The following is a 15,135-nucleotide window of genomic DNA, read 5'->3' on the forward strand; positions in this document are numbered from 1 at the left end:
CCTTCCTGAGTCGGGGAGCGGGGCCCCGGTGCGGGGCCCCGCGCGGATGGTCAGCGGCTCAGGCCACCGAGGACGTTGCTGAGGGCGCCGACGCCGGAGCTGGCGATCTGGTCGGCCATGCCGCCGATCACGGTCCCGGCGAGAGCGACACCCAACACGGTGACGACGACCGCGTCGCCGACCTTGAGGTGGCCGCCCTTCACGCGGAAGAACACGACGCTGCCGAGCAGGAGGATGACGACGACGCCCGTACCGATGGCGGCTCCGCTGGCCTGGGTCTGGATCTGGTCCGGGTAGCCGGCGGGGACCTGGCTGGTGGTCGGGTTCTGCAGCTGGGCGCCGCTGCCGTTGTCGGGGGTGAGGCCGGTGCCAATGCCGGGCTGGGCGTCGGTGCGGGCGATGGCGACGACGGTCGCCTCGTGCTCCGCGGTGGCCGCGTCGGCGGTGGCGGCGGCACCTCCGAGGAGGGCGACGGTGGCGGTGGTCGAGACGGCGATACGGCGAAGGGTGGCGTTCATGGCGGGTGGTCTCCTCAGTTGCGAAGGGTGAAGTTGGAGGCTTTGGCGGAGTGGATGGGGATGCCGATCTCGCGGGCGCAGTCAGTGCGGGCCGTTTCGAGGACATCGAGCGCGGTGATGGTGTCGCCGGGTGCGACCCGGTAGGCGCCGTTGCAGGGCCAGCGGGCTTCGCGGCCGTTCGCCCCGGGACCCGCGATGATCAAATCCCAGTGGTAGATACCGGGCGGCAGGGGCTTGTTGCTGGGGTACGGCATGACTCTCCAGAGGGGGTGGTCTAGGCGGTGGGGGCGGGGTTGTTCTTCACGTGGTTGCGAAGCCGGACTGCGTACTCGTTGGAGCCTCCGCCGATGACTTCGCGGACCTTCCGGGCGGAGAGCTTGTCGACGTCTCCGAGGGCTTCGGCGAGCTTGCGAACCTTGTCGATGTGGACCGGGTCGAGGGGCTTCTCGGGGGTCTTGGAGGAGGTGCGGCCAGAACGCTGCTTCCCTTTACGCCCAAGGGCTTCAGGCCCTTCGGAGGTGGTTCGGGAGCGGGCTCGTGACCCTCCCCCCGCAGGGCCTCCGGAGCGGCCGTCTGTGAGGGCTCCGACCGATCCGTCGTCGCCGCCATTCGGGTCAAAGGCGTGCTTGAGGAACAGATCGACGGCAACGCTCTCGGGGGTGCGGTCGGCGTCCTGGAGGAGAGAGTCAACGGCGGCTCGGGCTACTTCACGGACCGCCATACTTCCGGCCGTTACGGCGAGCGGAAGGGCGTGCATCGTGTCCCAGGCGCGCTCCCATGCGACGGCCCGACTGATGCCTCCGGTCGGGTAGGCGGCCATGATCCTTTCGAACTCTTCGAACTCGTTCGGGAACAGGCGGCGCCGCTTCTCGTCCTCGGCCCTCTCGATCTCCTTCCGCTCCCGCTCGGCTTTCGCGGCTTCCCGGGCGGCACGCCGGTCTCGGGCGCGCTGCTTCAGGTCCCTGCCGTCCTCAGCCGCCTTCGACTCCAGGTACTGGCGGACCTCCGCCAACAGGGGGCCGATGATCGACGTCGCGGCGAGGGCGTAGCCGGCGACCGGACCGTACTCGGTGACGCCGTGCGCAAAGTTGATCCAGCCGGCGATGCTGGCGAGCGTCGCGGTCAGCAGCCAGAACGGCCAGCGGGGCAGGCCCTTGCGGTGCGCCCACCGGGTGCCCATGACGCCGACCCAGGCGAGGAGCTCAAGGAAGAACGGGATCGGGGCGAGCGTCCAGGCCAGACCCGAGTCCTTGTCGCCCTTGCGGTGAAGGCCGAGGAAGTAGGAGATCTGGGCGGGGAGCGCGGCGAGCAGGCCGAGCACCAGAGCGACGTTGACGAGGAGTTTGAAGGTGGTGCCGTCCTCGTCCCGCTGCTCCCGACGCTTCGCCTTTCGGGCGGCCTGGTCATCCTTGGCCTTCTCGGCGGCCTCGCCGAGCTGGTTGCGGATCTTGGCCTGCTTGACCTGCTCGACGAGCTTCGCGGTCTCGGTCGCTGCCGCAGCGACCTCGGCGTCCTTGGCCGCCTTCTCGGCTTCGGCCTTGATGCGGGCGGTCTCGGCCTTCGTCTTGGCTACGTCGGCGTCACGCTCCTCCCAGGAACGGTATCCGCTGCTCATGGCTGTCCTTCCAGGACTAGTGGGGGTGAATGGTCGACTTACAGTGGGGGGGCTAACTCAGTTCGGCGGCGAGCTGCGCCTGCGCGGCCTTCAACTCGGCGGTGGAGTACTGGTCGGCCAGGCGGCGGACCATCGCCTGCACCTCGGCCTCGGACTTGCCGCTGGCGCGGGCCATTCGGATCGCCAGAACGATGTCGTCGGCGGCAGAAATGGCGGGCTCCTCTCGGGGCGGGGGTCGGAACGCTGAGCGGTTCCCCTCACCGCCCGGACGGGCCGGGCGGATCGGGCAGCCGGTCAGTCACCACCAGCGGATCTTGCGGCGGTCAGGACAGCCGTTCTTGGCGTGGTCCTCGCACGGCTCACACGGCTCGTTCTGCGGGCCGAGGCCGAGCCAGTTGCCCTTGTGCAGCTCGGCGTGCTCCTCGCACTGCGGACAGTGATCCGCCATCAGGCGGCGGCCGGGGCGTCGTCGCGGGTGGCGAGCTCAACCTGCAGGCGGCTGGCCTCCTGCCGCAGCGCCTGGTTCTCGGCGCGCAGCGTGTCCACGGAGTCCTGGAGACGCTCGGCGTGGTTGGCCATCGTCCGCAGCATCTCCACGAGCCGGACGATCAGCCGGACAGCAGTCCGGTGTGGCAGCTCCGGATCGGTGTAGTCAGCGTCGGCCGTGTCGTCGATGAGACGCCGCGCGTCACGCACGAACATCGCGGTCAGATCCATGAGAGTCCCTTCAGCGGGTTGGGGGGTTGGCTGGACAGCGAAGTCAGGCGGCGGCCGGCTCGTTGAACCCGTCGAGCTCGGCCTGCAGGTCGGGGTCGGCGGCGAGGCGGATCTCCGCAGCCCGGGCCCGGTCACCGCGGGCGACAGCGGCGGCGTACTCGGCGAACACGTAGGCGATGGGCGGCGCCGGCACGAGCGCCGCAGCACGGGCCTGGCGGCCCTCGACGGTGACGGAGTGGTCGGCGGAGAACACGAACGGAGACATGGGGTGATTCCTCACTGGTCAGGTGGGTGCAGGGAAGGGGTGAAGGTCAGGCGGTGGGGCCGGGCAGGGCGCGGCAGGTCCCGGCGTGGGACTGGGCCCAGGGGCGGGCGTGGGGCAGCGCCTTGTCGACGCGGGCCTGCTCCTCTTCCGGCGTGTCGTAGACGTAGCCGCCGGGGTCGGTGCGCTCGCTGGCACCGCAGCCCGCGCAGGTGGCGGTGATCCATCCGGTGGAGCTGGTGTAGACGATGTCGACGGCCAGGTCCTCGCGGGCCAGGGACGACCCGGCGACGGTGAGGTACCGGGCGATGGTGCGGGGCGCCTTACGGGCGGCCTCGGCTTCGGCGGCTTCCTTTGCGGCCTGCTCCTGCTTCTGGCGGGCTTCCACCTGGTCGCTGATGCGCATGAGGGTGTCCCACAGGCTGTTGGTGTCGGAAGAAGGCATGGCTGATCTCCTCGGTTGGTCATGCCGGGATGAGGGGGTGGGGAGCCGCGGGCGGCGGGACGGGGGCGTTCAACCGCCACCCGCGGCGATCAGGTATCAGCGAGTCGGGTGCTCGCTGCGGTGGTTCACCTTGCGGACCTTGTCGGAGAGCACCTTGTGGCCCTCCTCGTCGAGCCGGCAGATGAAGCCCTGCGGGTGAGGGCGCGGCGGCCGGATCGGAAGGGGGTCCTTCACCCGCTCGTGCTCGGCGCTCACCGCTGCTCTCCCCGCTCGGCTTTCACAGCGGCCAGCAGGGCCCGAAGCCGGGTGTTGAGCGCGAGCGCGGCGTGCAGCATGTCGCGGTCGGAGTGGATGTTCAGGCCTGCGGTCTCGTCGAGGATCCGGTCGGTGACGGTGATCTCGGCGTCGACGGACGCGAGCTCCGGGATCACCGTGCCGGGCTTGTGCAGCGGCTCGTAGGCGCTCACGACGCCTCCCGCACAACGTGCAGGTGACGAGGGCGGCGGCCGGCCGGGGCGGGCACCGGCGACGCGGCCTGGAGCAGCCGGGTCAGACGCTCGACGCCCGCCTCCGACAGGGTCAGACCCCAGCGGAACACGTCGTCCGGAGTAGCGAGAGGCAGGGCGACGAACTCGTCGGCCGGCTCCGGGTCGAACTCGCGAAGCGCCCGGGCCAGACCGTGCGCGGCGCCGACCGCACGCATGGTGCGCTCGTCCATCACCGCTCACCCGCCGGCACGACCAGGAAGTCGTCGGACGCCAGGTCCATGAGGACGGTCGCCGGGGTGCCGGCCGCGGTGAGTTCCGCGGCCTTCTCCTCCGCCGGCCACGACCCGCGCGGGTTACCAGCCGGAATGCGGTCGAAGACCTCGCGGGCGGTCACGACATGACCTCGGACCGGGCCGGACGGCGGACGTAAGAGGCCAGTTCATGAGCCAGGCGGTCAGCCTCCGACATCTCGGACTGCGGGGCGAACGCGGCCTCCAGGCGGAGCATCGCCTCGACGGCGGTCGGCGACAGCGGGGCAGTGGGGGTCTCGACGGTGGTGGACATCACGCCGCCTCCTCAGGGGCAGTCGGGGCGTCCGTCGAATTCAGGACGGACTCGGGGATTCGGAGGGCGCCGGTCGCGCCGTCTCCGGGCTTGTAGGGCTGGCCGTTCCTGTAGGCCGGGAGAAAGCCCTGGTGGATCCAGCGGTAGACGGTCGCGGGGTGCACTCGGAAGTGCGTCGCGACGTCTCGAACTCGCAGCATTGCGCCTCCGATCGAGTGCTTCGCATCTGTCGAGAACCTTAAAAGCTCTATGCATAAGGTAGCAAGCTGTGCGACGCAGATTTGGCCAGCTGTACACCGGTAGGCGTAAGCATCAAGGGATTAAGGTGTGGAGGTCAGGACACGCGACGGCAGCAGGAAGGGAGGCAGGAGAGATGGCCGATAACCGGCGACAATCAGACTCGCTGGCCTACGTGACGGCACGCAGTGATAGACAGAGCGACGCCTGGACCGAAGAGGCGAAGCAGCGTGGGGGGCAGCGGCTCACCGAAGTCGCCGAGGTCAAGCCGCCACCACAGGTGGCCGTCGCCCTCCGCCTCGCCGCTGACGAGAAGGCCGCTGTACGGCGAAGGGCGATCCTGCTCGACGGAGAAGTGATCGAGCTGGCTGACTCGTATTACCCGCTGCCGATCGCCCGAGGCACCAGCCTCATCGAGAAGCGAAAGATCAAGGGCGGAGCGCCGACCCTCTTGGCGGAGCTGGGATACCGAGCCCGTCACGTCTCGGAAGACCTGGAGTTCCGGCCGGCCAACGAGTTCGAGCGTGTCGCGCTCGCCCTCCCCGAGGGCGCCAACGTCCTCACCTTGCTACGCACCACATCCACCGAAGACGGGAGTCCCTTCGAAGTGCAGCTCATGGTCATGAAGGCGCCTCGCCGCCTCCACTACGAGATCGAGGTCGACTGACATGCCCGAGCCGCACGAGGACAAGCGCCCCCTCGCCGAACGAATCGCTGCCGAGATCAGAAAGCTGATCATGTCTGGCGAGTGGGAGCCCGGCGCCAAGGTCCCCACGAACGAGAAGCTCCGTGAGCAGTTCAAGACTTCCAACGTCACCATCCAGCGCGCCCTGCAGATCCTCAAGGACGAGAAGTTCCTGGAAGGACAGGCCGGCGTCGGCGTGTTCGTTCGAAGTGAGCGAGCGCAGACGATCACTCCAGCTCACTACATCGCCCCCTCAGAGCCGGGCCAGCCGTACCGGTGGCTGACTGAGGCCGTGAAGCGACAGCAGCGCGGGAAGTACCGGATGCTGCAAGTGGCCGAGGTTGTACCGCCGGCCGAGGTCGCCCGAGCCCTCCGACTGGAAGAAGGCGACGTGGCCATGCTTCGGTCACGCATCGGCTTCCTCGACGACCAGCCGGCCGAGCTGGTGCACTCGTACTACCCGATCGAGTTGGCGCGCGGTACGCGGCTGGCGGACCGCCGCCTCATTCCGGGCGGCTCCCCGACGCTCCTGCAGGAGATGGGATACCCAACGCGTTCGCAGGACGACGCAGTTGCGGCCCGGCCAGCCACGACGGAGGAGTACGAAGCCCTGGAGATCCCGCGCGATGTGCCGGTGATCGAGGTCTTTCGCGTCGTCTACAGCGACGACGAGAAGCCGATCGAGGTCACGATGCTGACCAAGCCGGCCCACCGTTTCAAAATGGGCTACCGCATCGACCTCTGACGCTTCGTCGGCGCCCGCCCCCGGTCATTGACCGGGGGCTTTTGCATGCACCACCAAGAGGCTTGATACATGTATGAATACGGGCTACGGTCGATGCCGCGAGAGTGGCCGACGCCACACACTCAGTTAGGAGCGGCATGCCCGAGACCGCCGAGCGCACCGCGCTCTACCGCCTGTACAACGTCGCTGGCGACTTGCTGTACGTCGGCATATCGAACAACCCCGAGAACCGCCTCAGGGGGCATCGCAGCGACAAGTCCTGGTGGCACGAGGTCGACGGAGTATCGATCCACTGGTTCGACACCAGATACAAGGCCAGCGTCGCAGAGGCTGAAGCAATCGCCGTCGAGAAGCCGCGACACAACCGTCAGGGAACCGAGGCTCACCGCGCCAGGATCAGCATCCTCAGCAAAGCCATCCCGCCCGAGAAGCGGCGCAACCGATCGGTCGGTTTGAAGGCCCGATCCGTACAGATGCGAACGCTCCGCGACCTGCGAGCGCAAGGCGTGCCGGAGGCTGAAGCACAGGAGCAGGCCAAACTGGCCCGCGAATGCTACTTCGAGAAGCACCGGTCCCCCGAGCTTCCCTGAAATGCGAACGGCCGGACGGTTCGCACCCGTCCGGCCTGTTCGAACAGCGAGTTCGCACCTCGCTGCCCTGTGAGTCCTAACCGTCAAGAAAGGACTGCTCATGCAGAAGAGTACCTGCGCCATGCCCGAACGTCCCGTCCCGTCCACCGGTCACCTGATGGACACGCCGCTGGACGAGCTCCTCGCGGAGTTCGGTGTGGACGTGTCGGTGCTGGAGACGGGCCCGGGTTTCACTGGCGGTACCTACGTCCGCGCGGACGGCTCTCTGCTGTTCGTGCGGCCGGCGGGTCGTCCGGAGGCCGAGTGGGAGATGATGGCCCGTTCGATGCTGGGTGCGGTGCTGCGGGTGTCGTTGCCGCCGTTGCCGGACCTGTACCAGCTGACGGAGCTGGAGCCGTCGGCCTGACGGATCGTGCCTTGGGCGCCTCGTTCCGGCGGGGCGCCCGCCTCCTTACCGCGTTCTCGCGCGTCTCGCCGCCCTCGCGGGTCTTCTGCTGCTCGCCCGTCTCACCCCTCATACTGGCTCACGCCCCACGGAAGGATTGATCGTTTATGCGCCCTTTGAAGTACCGCGACTACCTCGTCGCCCTGTTGAAGAACTCGCCGGATATACAGCGGGTGGAGGTGCTGGAGGGCGGCCCGTACCCGTATGCGCTGGCTGCAACGGTGGCGGGTCGGGAGCGGCGGTGGCAGGTGGTCGGGCAGCTGGCGGACGGTGCGAAGCACGACAACGCGACGCCGCCGGTGGAGGGGCAGCCGCCGGCTTTCACTGCAGCACCGGTGTCGGCGGCTCCGGATGCGTGGCTGGCTGGGGTGATCGGGGCTGCGGAGCCGGTGGACACGGAGCGGATCGACGTGTGGTCGACGCGCGAGGGTAAGACCTCGCAGGGGTTGACCGTGTTCTTCCGGAATGGGGAGCGCGCGTTCGTGCGCTTGGTCTGAGAGCAGCAGGAAGCCCCCGGCCGCGGTGTGCGGCCGGGGGCTTTGTGTTGTTACTGCGTGTCGTCTGGTTCGGCAGGTGCGGCGCGGTCGTCGATGACGATGCGGACGGGCGTTCCGTCGCCGTCGCCGCGGTGGGGCCGGTCGATGATCTGCTGTACGGCGGTGGTGATCTTCTGGTGGATGTGGGCGGCGATGGCGCGGGTGACGGGGCTGTCGGCGGTGCGGTGGACGTGGTCGAGGCTGGTGATGGCGGCTACGAGGCTGGGGCCGGAGAAGCGGACGCTGACGAATCCGTCGTGGTCTTCGACGCGGCCGGGGATGTGGAAGTGTTGTTCGTTGCCGGCGACTTGGATGAGGAATGCCCAGGTGTCGCGGTGGGCTTCGACGGTGGCGTGGGCGATGCCGGCGGCGGCGCGGAGGATGTCCGGATCGGGCTCGGACACGGGTTCGGGCGTCTGCTCCGGTTCGGGCGCGGGTTCGGGTGCGGGCTGCTCGACGGGCTGCGGTTCGGGTTCGACGACGGGCTCCTCCCTGACCGTCTTCGTCTCCTGTGCCGGGGCCGGCGTCTCCTTCAGCCGGCTGTCGAGCTGACCGATCGCACCGCGGATGGCGATGAGTTCGCTGCCGATGTTGGCGAGGTGCCCGGTGGCGGCGTCGCTGGTACGGGCGAGCGCTTCACGGGCGACGGCCCGGATCTCGGCGAGGCCGCCGCTGATGGCCGCGGTGGCGTCCTGCCGCATCTGGTCGATGGCGTGCTGTTGGTCGTTGACCTGCTGTTTCAGAGCAGCGAGGCCCTCGATGATCGTGCCGAGCTGGTCTTCGATTCGCTGGAGTCGGTCCCTGTCTGAACTGCCGAACGGCACTCTTCCCCCTCATGGTCACTAGTGACCTTGAAAGGGTGGTGTGGGGGCGACTTGTCGACAAGGTCGCGAATCGGTCAAGGGCCGGGCGACGCCAGCGGTACGACGAAGTCCTCGCCAGGAAAGGTCCGGCGAGGATTTCATCGTGCAGTGGCGCTGCCCCTTACCGTCTCCAGACGTTGACCTTCTCCGTCGACAGCAGCGGCGCACCCTCCGGGCCCTTCACGTGGGAGGGGATCCACTGCTTGCTGCCGCGGATCTCCTCGCTGTACCGATCTGACTGGTACGTCCGCCAGTGCCCGGACACCACCCACCGATACCGGTAGTGCCGGCCGGTCCCGCTGTCGTCCTGCTCCTGGTCCTGAGGGGTGTACTGGCGGCGCAGGTCGACGACTGTCACCTCCGGTGCGGGAAGGCCATCGCGGGCGTAGGCGCGGGCAGTTGGCTTGTCGGCACACTCGCGGGTGCGGTCGATCAGGAGCGGCTGCTGCATCAGCAGCCACGCCGACGCCAGAGCGGCAACGATCGGCGGCGGCAGCTTCGGGGGCACCTCGGCCATCGACAGCGGCTCCGCGGTCACGGGGATCGTCGCCCCGTAGAACGGCAGCAGGGGTGGAATCTCCTCGATGACCAGCTTCAGATCGGGGCGTACCACCGCCATCTCGGCCACCAGCCGGTCACGGGACATCAGCAGCCACAGCATCATCTCCCCCTCGTGCGGCCCCCACGCGCACGCCTCCACCGGGATCTGTACGCCCTGGTAGTCCATGTGGCCAATGCCGTCCTGCCAGTACAACAGGCCGCACGGAGCCGGCCGGTCGACGGTCGCCCACCGCGCCGCAGCCAGCTGCTCCCCAGCGTGCATGGCAAGGGCGGCCATGTCCTGCTGCACCCAGAACAGCTCTCCAGCCTCCAGGATGGTGGCGAGGCAGTCGAGGGCGGGCGCGTTCTCGGGGCTGGTCTTGGACCGCAGCGAGGACTCCGGATCCCGAAGGTGCCGCAGCGTCTGCCGCCGCACCTTCGGCAGATGGGAAGGACGCAGGCTCACTTAGAAGCCCTCCTCGCCGGGGGCGCCTCGCGCCAGTGACGGCCCACGCGGGTGTCTCGTTGCGGCAGCTGGAGGTCGTCCTTGGCCCACCGCCTCAGTGTGGACGGTGAGACGCCCAGCCGTCCCGCCATGACGGTCACGCTCATGCTGGAGTCAGCCCACATCCGGCGGAGTTCTGCCTCGATTTTCGGCGTCAGTCCGCTGGCGCGGCCTTCCCTCTTGGCCTTCTCCTTGATCGGGGGCAGTGCTGCTGCCAGTCGGGGGTGTCTTGCGCCCGCGTTCCTCAGGCCCTGCCCCGACACCCCTACGGCTCTGGCTGCCTCCTTGATCGTCTTGCCTTGTTCCAGAAGGGAGGCTGCGTGGTCCAACTGCTCGTCCGTCAGCTGGGCGCGGTGCTTAGGCGGGCGCATGGAGGTCAGCCATCGCACCACGGCGTCTTCCACGCCGGCATACGCCGGATCCTCCGTCCGCCACTTTTGAAGCGTGCCTGTGTCGACGTCGGCGAGCAGCGCGGCCTCCTGCAGGATGCCGCCGGTGCGGGTCAGCGCGGCAAGGAAGTCGCCCTTGCGGGCCGCCTGCTGCACGGCGGGCGGCTGCCCGTTCAGAGCGGCGCGCAACTCCCCGTCGTGGGCGGCGGATGCGACCAGCGACTGCACGCTCACCCCGGCCTGCGCGGCAGCGTCCTCGGGGGAGGCCCCCTCGTTCAGCAGGGCCAGCACCATGGCGCGCTGCTCATCCCGCAGTCCGCGGTACCGGTTGGTTTCGCCGTTGTGGGCGAGACGGCATCGCACGCAGCGCCCACCGGCCCGCCACCCGGAAGGGGTTCCGCACGACGGCTTCGGCGCCTTGCACTTCAAGGTCATCTGATGTCTCCGAAAAGAGGGGCGCCCCTCCCAGCAGGGAGGGGCGTAGGGTCACTCGGCGTTTTCGTCGGCGGTGTCCTCGATGTCGGCGTAGTCGATGCGGGCGCCGGTCTGGGCGGCGGCGCGGGCGCAGACCTGCCGGTGCCAGGACGCCGACCAGCCGTGCCAGCCTTCCGACCAGCTGGTGCCGCGCACCCCGGCCTTGTACTCGTCGTCGTTGCGGTAGGTGATCAGCGTGTCGTCGTCCGCGTCCTCCAGGCCGGCGACCAGCTTGGCGACGGCAGCGTCGGTGGCGGCCTTCAGCTCGGCGATCTCGGGGCGGATACGGCCGGGGACCGGGTCGCGGCCCTGCTCCCAGGAGCGCAGCGTGCGCGGGTTCACGCCGAGCTTCTCCGCCAGCTTGTCGCCGGTCAGCCCCAGGTACTCGCGGGCGATGCGCACCTCAGCCGCGGTCAGCGGGTCCTCATCGGCCAGCCCGTCGCGCAGCTGCTTCAGGTAGTCGTCCAGGCCGGGGCAGACGACCACCGGGTAGGAGCCGCAGGCTTTCAGGTTGCTGAGGATGTCCTGTTCGATCTCTTCCAGGCGGGCGTCGGTGGTGTCGGCGGTGATGCCGTACTCGCTGGCCTCCTGGCCGTTGACGGCGCCGTCTATGTCCCACACGCCGACCAGGTCCTCGTCCTCGAACGGGGGGTCTTGGTTGGAGTAGTAGCCGCAGCCGAGGAGCTTTTCGATCTCCTCCTCAGCGGCCCGGGCGTCGTCGGTGAGCTCGGCGACGGTGTTGTTGCCGTCCCAGACGGCTTCGGTGCCGGCGATGATCCGGTCGGCGAGCGGCGCGATCTCGTGCATGATCCGGTTGGCGGCGTCGGCGGTGAGGATCGGGATGCTGTAGCGGCGGTCCAGACCGTGGTAGACGGTGAACGGGATCGCGTTGCCAATCTCGCTGTTGTAGGTGGCCAGCAGGGTTTCGTTCTGGGTGTCGAGCTCGATGTAGGCGCCCTGCGGCTCGTACTGGCCGTCGTAGTGCCGGTACAGCTCGGTCGGGTTGGTGCATTCGATGATGCGGACCTTGGCCATGGCGTTGGTTTCCCTTTCGGGGAGGAGGCGCGGCGGTGTGGGCGTCAGCGAGGCCGGCTCAGCGGTCGCTCTTTACGGACTCCTGGAGTCGGGCGAGCTGCTCCTTGAGTCGCTGGATCTGGTCGCCCTGCTCCGTGATCACCCGGTCCTGCGTGGCGATCGTGCGGTCCCGGTCGGCGACGCGCTCGTTCAGCGCGGCGATCTGGGTGCGCTGCCTGTCGATCTTGGCGTCCTGCTTGGCGATCTGACGCTTCTGTCCTTCGATCTTGGTCCACAGGTCTTCCTTGCTGGAGTCCTGCGTGACGCGGAAGGAAGCGGTCATGGCGGGTGCCTTTCCAGGTTTGCGGACGGTGGCGGCTAGAGAGCAGCGATGGCGGCGCGGATAGCGCCGAAGATCCGCTCGGCGATCTCGTCGCGGTCCAGGCTGCGAGGGTTGCCCCAACCCCACTTGATGTGCACCTTGCCGTCGGCGGCGTCGAAGTAGACCTTGTCGACCGAGCTGGCGAGCCGGCCGCCCTCGGCGTTGGAGACCTTCTCGCCGTCGAGGGTGGCGTAGCTGATGCTGCCGGACTTGTAGTGGTCGAGCTCCAGGCCGGGGACGGTCTCGAACTCGTTGAGGTAGACGCGGTCGTGGCCGGCCTTGGTCCAGCGCCGGCCGCCGATCGCGGTCATCGTCTCGACGGAGTAGACGACCGGCTTGGCGGGCCGCTTCATCGCGCCGATGGCGATGCGGGCGGCGAGGGAGGCGGTGTCGATGATCCATCGGCCTGCCTGCTTGACGGCGGCGACGGCTCCGATGCGGCACCAGTTGCGGACGGTGGGGATGCTGACGCCTGCCTGAGCAGCAGCAAGAGCAGTGTTCATGGAGCTCTCCGAGTCACTTACGGAGCGGGCTGGGGCTGTTCCCCTGCCTCACACTCAAAGACTACACCCGGATTTAGGGTGTAGCGCAACTCCTCTGTCGAAACTGCTCCTTGACCACACGGCGACGCCCCCGCTGCCTCGGGTTGAGGTGGCGGGGGCGTCCGCGTGTGTCCGGTGTCGTCCGAGGCTCTCGACCGTGCCCGGGTGCGGTCTTACGGTCGGTCCGAGCCCGCTTCACAGCCCGGACGGACTCGTGGGGGCCGCGTTTAGCGGCGCCGCCCCCGCCGCGGCGGCCCGTAGGGGGACTGCCATGCGGGCCGGTCGCGGCGGCGAGCGGGGCGCCCGTCGGCGTTGACGAGCCCGGCCTGCTGGATCGCCTGCGCGGCCTCGGCGATCGCGCGTCCGGCTGCCTCGACGGCCGGCTTCACCGCCTGCATGTAGGCGCGGGCGAACGCCTCGAGGACGGCCTGTGCTCGGCGAACCCGTTCGGCTTCCACGCGGGCGAGACGCTCCCGCATCTCCTCCCAGGCCTGCCGGAAGCCGGGGTCGATCTCCTGCGGGTCGATGTGGAAGTCGATGCTGGTGATGTGCCCGACCGCTTCCCACTCGGGATCGTCGGGGCCGGTGCCGACGGGGGCGATCCAGACCTGAGGGCCAAGGGCTGTTTTGGGCTCGACCGCGGGTCGGCTGCGCATGGCGTCCGGGCCGACCTCCCAGTCCTCGAGAGCGTTGTCGATCTGGGCGAGGATGTCGTCGGCGCGCACGGTCAGGGCTCCTTCGGCGGCTGGAGGGCTTTCAGGGTGGCGCATTGGTCGTGGGGCACGGGCGGGTTGTCGGTGCTGTCGCCGTCGGGATCAAGGCCGGAGCATTCGGCGCAGATGGTCTGCCCGCGGTAGTCGACGGGCCGGTGCAGCTCCCGGACCTGCTCGAAGACGGTTTCGTAGTAGGCGCAGGATTCGGCAAGGTCGAGTTCGTCGAGGTTCTGCAGCCACCACAGGGCGCGCGGACTGAGATCGTCGTAACGGTTCACGACTGCTCCTTGCTGCGGGGTTTCCGGGTGCGGAGGAGTCGGACGGGCCGCACGTCCCACGAGCCGTCTGCCCTCTCCACGAGGACGTTCCGCGGGGCGGCCCGGCCGAGGGCCAGGTGCGGGAAGGGGACGTCCGGCGGCGGCCCGGGGATCGCGTACCGGGTGCGGACGACGACCGGCTCCCACAGGCCGGGGCCGCGGTTCTCCCAGTAGGTGCGCGGCTCGGGCGCGGGCTCCTCGCGGGGGATGTCGAGGAGGGCGAGCTGCTCGGCGGTCATGCGGTCCACCTCCTGACGGGTATGCCGGCGGCTTCGGCGAGGTCGGCGGTGTGGGTGGCGCCGCGGGAGCCGTCTTTGATGAAGGCCAGCGTCACGTCGGCGCCGAGCTGGACCATCGCGGCGTTGCGGCGGAACCCGGCCGAGCGGTCGAGAACTCCGCCGGGCCGCCAGTTCGCGGGGTGCGCCTCCTCCTGAACGCTGGTGGTGAACTGGCCGGCGACCGCGGCCCACTGGGCTGCTTGGGTGTCTGCGCCGGTGGGGCAGGCGCCGTGCACGACGACCAGCGGCCGGCCGGAGACGAGGAGGTCGGCCCGGACGTCGTTGAGTGCCGCCCACACCACACTCGGGGACGGCCAGTCGCGGCTGCCGGTCACCAAGACCCGGAACGGGGCGGTCACGACTGCTCCCCCAGCCGGGTGCGGACCTGTTCGAGGGCAGCTTGGGCTTTGTCGCGCTGCTGGCTGGCTTCGTTCATCAGCTGCAGTGCTCGAATCGCCGTCCAGTCCGCAGTGGTGATGCCGTCGGGGATCGGTCCGAGGATGGCGGCGAGGACGGCATTGGCCATGTGGTTGACGGCTTGCTTTTCGGTCATGCCGCCGAGCCCGTTCTTGCGGGCATCGTGCAGTGCGGTGGTGATCAGCTTGTGCAGCGGAGACTCGGCAGCGTCGGTCGCTTCGGTCGCTGCCGGGGCCGCTGTCTGTCGGGCTTCCCGCTCGGCCTGCTGGTGTCGGGCCCAGTCGATGGGCCCGCGGGGCTGGTTGGTCATGCGGCTTCCTTCCGGGTGTTGCGGCGGCTATTGCGGTAGGCACGCTCCCCTGCTTTGCACAGCTCGCAGGGGGTTTCGCCGCGGTACAGGTGGGCGGCGTAGCCGGCGTGGTCGCCGTGCCGTTCCCGGCGGAGGATCCCGGCCTGGTGGGCGAGGTGCACGGCGTGCGGGGCGTTGCGGGCACCGAGCTTGCGGATCACCCGGTTCACGGTTGGGGTCACACCCTTGCGGGTCATGACGAGCTGCTCGGCGATCTGCTCGTGGGTGTGGCCGAGCGCGACGAGACGAAGAACGCGGAGCTCGTGCGCGGTGAGACCGGTCATCGCGGCCTCCCGGCTCGCTGTACCTGCCCGCGGCCATCGAGGACACCGTCAGCCTGGGCGAGGAGGCGCAGCGCCCGACGGAGAACGGACCGCAGTGGTTCGCGGGTGCGGGCGTAGGCGGCGAGGATCTGCGCGGAGCCGTCGTCGGGGATCCAGCGGATCGGCGAACGGGGCACGGTTCTGGCCTTTCGGGTGGGGCCGCCGCCCCGACAATGGGGCGG

31 protein-coding genes are annotated in these 15,135 nt (G+C 69.2%); 5 read left to right on the top strand and 26 right to left on the bottom strand.

Going from position 1 to position 15,135, the window contains the following annotated elements:
- Positions 1-50: 50 nt before the first annotated feature.
- From ACIF8T_RS21630 to ACIF8T_RS21695, 14 genes are all read right to left on the bottom strand, one after another.
- Positions 51-518 (bottom strand): hypothetical protein, encoded by a 468-nt coding sequence (locus tag ACIF8T_RS21630; protein WP_400037380.1) that lies wholly within the window; start codon positions 516-518, stop codon positions 51-53.
- Positions 519-532: 14 nt separating this feature from the next.
- Positions 533-772 carry a hypothetical protein gene (locus ACIF8T_RS21635; protein ID WP_400037381.1) on the bottom strand — a complete coding sequence of 80 codons (240 nt, stop codon included), beginning with the start codon at positions 770-772 and terminating at the stop codon, positions 533-535.
- Positions 773-792: 20 nt separating this feature from the next.
- Positions 793-2,133, bottom strand: coding sequence for a hypothetical protein (locus ACIF8T_RS21640; RefSeq protein ID WP_400037383.1), 1,341 nt, complete (start codon positions 2,131-2,133; stop codon positions 793-795).
- A gap of 52 nt (positions 2,134-2,185) precedes the next feature.
- Complete coding sequence (locus tag ACIF8T_RS21645) at positions 2,186-2,308, bottom strand: hypothetical protein (protein WP_400037384.1); 123 nt, start codon at positions 2,306-2,308, stop codon at positions 2,186-2,188.
- A 123-nt stretch (positions 2,309-2,431) separates the two neighbouring features.
- The gene (locus tag ACIF8T_RS21650) at positions 2,432-2,581 is read right to left on the bottom strand and encodes a pRL2-8 (protein ID WP_400037386.1); all 150 of its coding nucleotides are present in this window, start codon (positions 2,579-2,581) and stop codon (positions 2,432-2,434) included.
- Positions 2,581-2,850, bottom strand: a complete 270-nt coding sequence (locus tag ACIF8T_RS21655; protein WP_400037387.1) for a hypothetical protein — start codon at positions 2,848-2,850, stop codon at positions 2,581-2,583. Before ACIF8T_RS21655 ends, ACIF8T_RS21650 begins: the two co-directional genes overlap by 1 nt.
- Before the next feature lie 43 nt (positions 2,851-2,893).
- Positions 2,894-3,115 carry a hypothetical protein gene (locus tag ACIF8T_RS21660; RefSeq protein ID WP_400037388.1) on the bottom strand — a complete coding sequence of 74 codons (222 nt, stop codon included), beginning with the start codon at positions 3,113-3,115 and terminating at the stop codon, positions 2,894-2,896.
- A gap of 46 nt (positions 3,116-3,161) precedes the next feature.
- The gene (locus ACIF8T_RS21665; protein ID WP_400037390.1) at positions 3,162-3,557 is read right to left on the bottom strand and encodes a hypothetical protein; all 396 of its coding nucleotides are present in this window, start codon (positions 3,555-3,557) and stop codon (positions 3,162-3,164) included.
- 96 nt (positions 3,558-3,653) lie between these two features.
- The gene (locus ACIF8T_RS21670) at positions 3,654-3,812 is read right to left on the bottom strand and encodes a hypothetical protein (RefSeq protein WP_400037392.1); all 159 of its coding nucleotides are present in this window, start codon (positions 3,810-3,812) and stop codon (positions 3,654-3,656) included.
- Complete coding sequence (locus tag ACIF8T_RS21675; protein ID WP_400037394.1) at positions 3,809-4,024, bottom strand: hypothetical protein; 216 nt, start codon at positions 4,022-4,024, stop codon at positions 3,809-3,811. The genes ACIF8T_RS21670 and ACIF8T_RS21675 overlap by 4 nt, the downstream gene beginning before the upstream one ends.
- Positions 4,021-4,275 carry a hypothetical protein gene (locus ACIF8T_RS21680; protein ID WP_400037395.1) on the bottom strand — a complete coding sequence of 85 codons (255 nt, stop codon included), beginning with the start codon at positions 4,273-4,275 and terminating at the stop codon, positions 4,021-4,023. The genes ACIF8T_RS21675 and ACIF8T_RS21680 overlap by 4 nt, the downstream gene beginning before the upstream one ends.
- Positions 4,275-4,439 carry a hypothetical protein gene (locus tag ACIF8T_RS21685; RefSeq protein ID WP_400037397.1) on the bottom strand — a complete coding sequence of 55 codons (165 nt, stop codon included), beginning with the start codon at positions 4,437-4,439 and terminating at the stop codon, positions 4,275-4,277. Before ACIF8T_RS21685 ends, ACIF8T_RS21680 begins: the two co-directional genes overlap by 1 nt.
- Entirely contained in the window at positions 4,436-4,609 is a 174-nt protein-coding gene (locus ACIF8T_RS21690) for a hypothetical protein (RefSeq protein WP_400037399.1), read from the bottom strand. Before ACIF8T_RS21690 ends, ACIF8T_RS21685 begins: the two co-directional genes overlap by 4 nt.
- Positions 4,609-4,809, bottom strand: coding sequence for a helix-turn-helix domain-containing protein (locus ACIF8T_RS21695; RefSeq protein ID WP_400037401.1), 201 nt, complete (start codon positions 4,807-4,809; stop codon positions 4,609-4,611). The genes ACIF8T_RS21690 and ACIF8T_RS21695 overlap by 1 nt, the downstream gene beginning before the upstream one ends.
- 173 nt (positions 4,810-4,982) lie before the next feature.
- On the opposite strand from ACIF8T_RS21695, the gene ACIF8T_RS21700 reads away from it, so the two are divergent.
- The 5 genes from ACIF8T_RS21700 (at position 4,983) to ACIF8T_RS21720 (ending at position 7,808) form a co-directional block, all read left to right on the top strand.
- Positions 4,983-5,513: a UTRA domain-containing protein gene (locus ACIF8T_RS21700; protein WP_400037403.1), complete on the top strand. Its 531-nt coding sequence runs from the start codon at positions 4,983-4,985 to the stop codon at positions 5,511-5,513.
- Position 5,514: 1 nt separating this feature from the next.
- A complete protein-coding gene (locus ACIF8T_RS21705; protein ID WP_400037405.1) occupies positions 5,515-6,276 on the top strand; it encodes a GntR family transcriptional regulator in 762 nt (253 codons plus the stop codon).
- A gap of 137 nt (positions 6,277-6,413) precedes the next feature.
- Entirely contained in the window at positions 6,414-6,866 is a 453-nt protein-coding gene (locus ACIF8T_RS21710) for a GIY-YIG nuclease family protein (RefSeq protein WP_400037407.1), read from the top strand.
- Positions 6,867-6,966: 100 nt separating this feature from the next.
- Positions 6,967-7,272, top strand: a complete 306-nt coding sequence (locus ACIF8T_RS21715; RefSeq protein WP_400037409.1) for a hypothetical protein — start codon at positions 6,967-6,969, stop codon at positions 7,270-7,272.
- 146 nt (positions 7,273-7,418) lie between these two features.
- Positions 7,419-7,808: a hypothetical protein gene (locus ACIF8T_RS21720; protein WP_400037411.1), complete on the top strand. Its 390-nt coding sequence runs from the start codon at positions 7,419-7,421 to the stop codon at positions 7,806-7,808.
- 50 nt (positions 7,809-7,858) lie between these two features.
- Here the strand turns inward: ACIF8T_RS21720 and ACIF8T_RS21725 are convergent, their stop codons facing one another.
- The 12 genes from ACIF8T_RS21725 to ACIF8T_RS21780 form a co-directional block, all read right to left on the bottom strand.
- On the bottom strand, positions 7,859-8,671 hold the full coding sequence (locus ACIF8T_RS21725; protein WP_400037413.1) for a hypothetical protein: 813 nt from the start codon (positions 8,669-8,671) through the stop codon (positions 7,859-7,861).
- Between the two features lie 160 nt (positions 8,672-8,831).
- Positions 8,832-9,716 carry a hypothetical protein gene (locus ACIF8T_RS21730; RefSeq protein WP_400037415.1) on the bottom strand — a complete coding sequence of 295 codons (885 nt, stop codon included), beginning with the start codon at positions 9,714-9,716 and terminating at the stop codon, positions 8,832-8,834.
- Positions 9,713-10,438: a hypothetical protein gene (locus ACIF8T_RS21735; protein WP_400037417.1), complete on the bottom strand. Its 726-nt coding sequence runs from the start codon at positions 10,436-10,438 to the stop codon at positions 9,713-9,715. The genes ACIF8T_RS21730 and ACIF8T_RS21735 overlap by 4 nt, the downstream gene beginning before the upstream one ends.
- A 192-nt stretch (positions 10,439-10,630) precedes the next feature.
- Positions 10,631-11,653 carry a helix-turn-helix domain-containing protein gene (locus ACIF8T_RS21740; RefSeq protein WP_400037419.1) on the bottom strand — a complete coding sequence of 341 codons (1,023 nt, stop codon included), beginning with the start codon at positions 11,651-11,653 and terminating at the stop codon, positions 10,631-10,633.
- Between the two features lie 58 nt (positions 11,654-11,711).
- Positions 11,712-11,975 carry a hypothetical protein gene (locus ACIF8T_RS21745; protein WP_400037421.1) on the bottom strand — a complete coding sequence of 88 codons (264 nt, stop codon included), beginning with the start codon at positions 11,973-11,975 and terminating at the stop codon, positions 11,712-11,714.
- A gap of 35 nt (positions 11,976-12,010) precedes the next feature.
- Positions 12,011-12,517, bottom strand: coding sequence for a helix-turn-helix domain-containing protein (locus ACIF8T_RS21750; RefSeq protein WP_400037423.1), 507 nt, complete (start codon positions 12,515-12,517; stop codon positions 12,011-12,013).
- A 266-nt stretch (positions 12,518-12,783) separates the two neighbouring features.
- Complete coding sequence (locus tag ACIF8T_RS21755; protein ID WP_400037425.1) at positions 12,784-13,281, bottom strand: hypothetical protein; 498 nt, start codon at positions 13,279-13,281, stop codon at positions 12,784-12,786.
- A 2-nt stretch (positions 13,282-13,283) separates the two neighbouring features.
- Positions 13,284-13,547, bottom strand: a complete 264-nt coding sequence (locus ACIF8T_RS21760; protein WP_400037427.1) for a hypothetical protein — start codon at positions 13,545-13,547, stop codon at positions 13,284-13,286.
- Positions 13,544-13,825 carry a hypothetical protein gene (locus ACIF8T_RS21765; protein WP_400037429.1) on the bottom strand — a complete coding sequence of 94 codons (282 nt, stop codon included), beginning with the start codon at positions 13,823-13,825 and terminating at the stop codon, positions 13,544-13,546. Before ACIF8T_RS21765 ends, ACIF8T_RS21760 begins: the two co-directional genes overlap by 4 nt.
- Positions 13,822-14,223 carry an SLOG family protein gene (locus tag ACIF8T_RS21770; protein ID WP_400037431.1) on the bottom strand — a complete coding sequence of 134 codons (402 nt, stop codon included), beginning with the start codon at positions 14,221-14,223 and terminating at the stop codon, positions 13,822-13,824. The genes ACIF8T_RS21765 and ACIF8T_RS21770 overlap by 4 nt, the downstream gene beginning before the upstream one ends.
- Positions 14,220-14,591, bottom strand: a complete 372-nt coding sequence (locus ACIF8T_RS21775; protein ID WP_400037433.1) for a hypothetical protein — start codon at positions 14,589-14,591, stop codon at positions 14,220-14,222. Before ACIF8T_RS21775 ends, ACIF8T_RS21770 begins: the two co-directional genes overlap by 4 nt.
- Entirely contained in the window at positions 14,588-14,914 is a 327-nt protein-coding gene (locus tag ACIF8T_RS21780) for a LuxR C-terminal-related transcriptional regulator (protein ID WP_400037435.1), read from the bottom strand. The genes ACIF8T_RS21775 and ACIF8T_RS21780 overlap by 4 nt, the downstream gene beginning before the upstream one ends.
- Between the last annotated feature and the right edge of the window lie 221 nt (positions 14,915-15,135).

The organism is Streptomyces sp. NPDC085946, from assembly GCF_044540485.1.
Classification (GTDB): Bacteria; Actinomycetota; Actinomycetes; order Streptomycetales; family Streptomycetaceae; genus Streptomyces.

Coding starts and splice junctions, on each gene's coding strand:
- ACIF8T_RS21635 (WP_400037381.1), bottom strand. CDS start 772: ATGCCGTACCCCAGCAACAAGCCCCTGCCGCCCGGTATCTACCACTGG.
- ACIF8T_RS21745 (WP_400037421.1), bottom strand. CDS start 11,975: ATGACCGCTTCCTTCCGCGTCACGCAGGACTCCAGCAAGGAAGACCTG.
- ACIF8T_RS21660 (WP_400037388.1), bottom strand. CDS start 3,115: ATGTCTCCGTTCGTGTTCTCCGCCGACCACTCCGTCACCGTCGAGGGC.
- ACIF8T_RS21655 (WP_400037387.1), bottom strand. CDS start 2,850: ATGGATCTGACCGCGATGTTCGTGCGTGACGCGCGGCGTCTCATCGAC.
- ACIF8T_RS21695 (WP_400037401.1), bottom strand. CDS start 4,809: ATGCTGCGAGTTCGAGACGTCGCGACGCACTTCCGAGTGCACCCCGCG.
- ACIF8T_RS21700 (WP_400037403.1), top strand. CDS start 4,983: ATGGCCGATAACCGGCGACAATCAGACTCGCTGGCCTACGTGACGGCA.
- ACIF8T_RS21710 (WP_400037407.1), top strand. CDS start 6,414: ATGCCCGAGACCGCCGAGCGCACCGCGCTCTACCGCCTGTACAACGTC.
- ACIF8T_RS21690 (WP_400037399.1), bottom strand. CDS start 4,609: ATGTCCACCACCGTCGAGACCCCCACTGCCCCGCTGTCGCCGACCGCC.
- ACIF8T_RS21740 (WP_400037419.1), bottom strand. CDS start 11,653: ATGGCCAAGGTCCGCATCATCGAATGCACCAACCCGACCGAGCTGTAC.
- ACIF8T_RS21645 (WP_400037384.1), bottom strand. CDS start 2,308: ATGGCCCGCGCCAGCGGCAAGTCCGAGGCCGAGGTGCAGGCGATGGTC.
- ACIF8T_RS21640 (WP_400037383.1), bottom strand. CDS start 2,133: ATGAGCAGCGGATACCGTTCCTGGGAGGAGCGTGACGCCGACGTAGCC.
- ACIF8T_RS21630 (WP_400037380.1), bottom strand. CDS start 518: ATGAACGCCACCCTTCGCCGTATCGCCGTCTCGACCACCGCCACCGTC.
- ACIF8T_RS21780 (WP_400037435.1), bottom strand. CDS start 14,914: ATGACCGGTCTCACCGCGCACGAGCTCCGCGTTCTTCGTCTCGTCGCG.
- ACIF8T_RS21765 (WP_400037429.1), bottom strand. CDS start 13,825: ATGACCGCCGAGCAGCTCGCCCTCCTCGACATCCCCCGCGAGGAGCCC.
- ACIF8T_RS21665 (WP_400037390.1), bottom strand. CDS start 3,557: ATGCCTTCTTCCGACACCAACAGCCTGTGGGACACCCTCATGCGCATC.
- ACIF8T_RS21680 (WP_400037395.1), bottom strand. CDS start 4,275: ATGGACGAGCGCACCATGCGTGCGGTCGGCGCCGCGCACGGTCTGGCC.
- ACIF8T_RS21775 (WP_400037433.1), bottom strand. CDS start 14,591: ATGACCAACCAGCCCCGCGGGCCCATCGACTGGGCCCGACACCAGCAG.
- ACIF8T_RS21735 (WP_400037417.1), bottom strand. CDS start 10,438: ATGGTGCTGGCCCTGCTGAACGAGGGGGCCTCCCCCGAGGACGCTGCC.
- ACIF8T_RS21715 (WP_400037409.1), top strand. CDS start 6,967: ATGCAGAAGAGTACCTGCGCCATGCCCGAACGTCCCGTCCCGTCCACC.
- ACIF8T_RS21720 (WP_400037411.1), top strand. CDS start 7,419: ATGCGCCCTTTGAAGTACCGCGACTACCTCGTCGCCCTGTTGAAGAAC.
- ACIF8T_RS21650 (WP_400037386.1), bottom strand. CDS start 2,581: ATGGCGGATCACTGTCCGCAGTGCGAGGAGCACGCCGAGCTGCACAAG.
- ACIF8T_RS21750 (WP_400037423.1), bottom strand. CDS start 12,517: ATGAACACTGCTCTTGCTGCTGCTCAGGCAGGCGTCAGCATCCCCACC.
- ACIF8T_RS21705 (WP_400037405.1), top strand. CDS start 5,515: ATGCCCGAGCCGCACGAGGACAAGCGCCCCCTCGCCGAACGAATCGCT.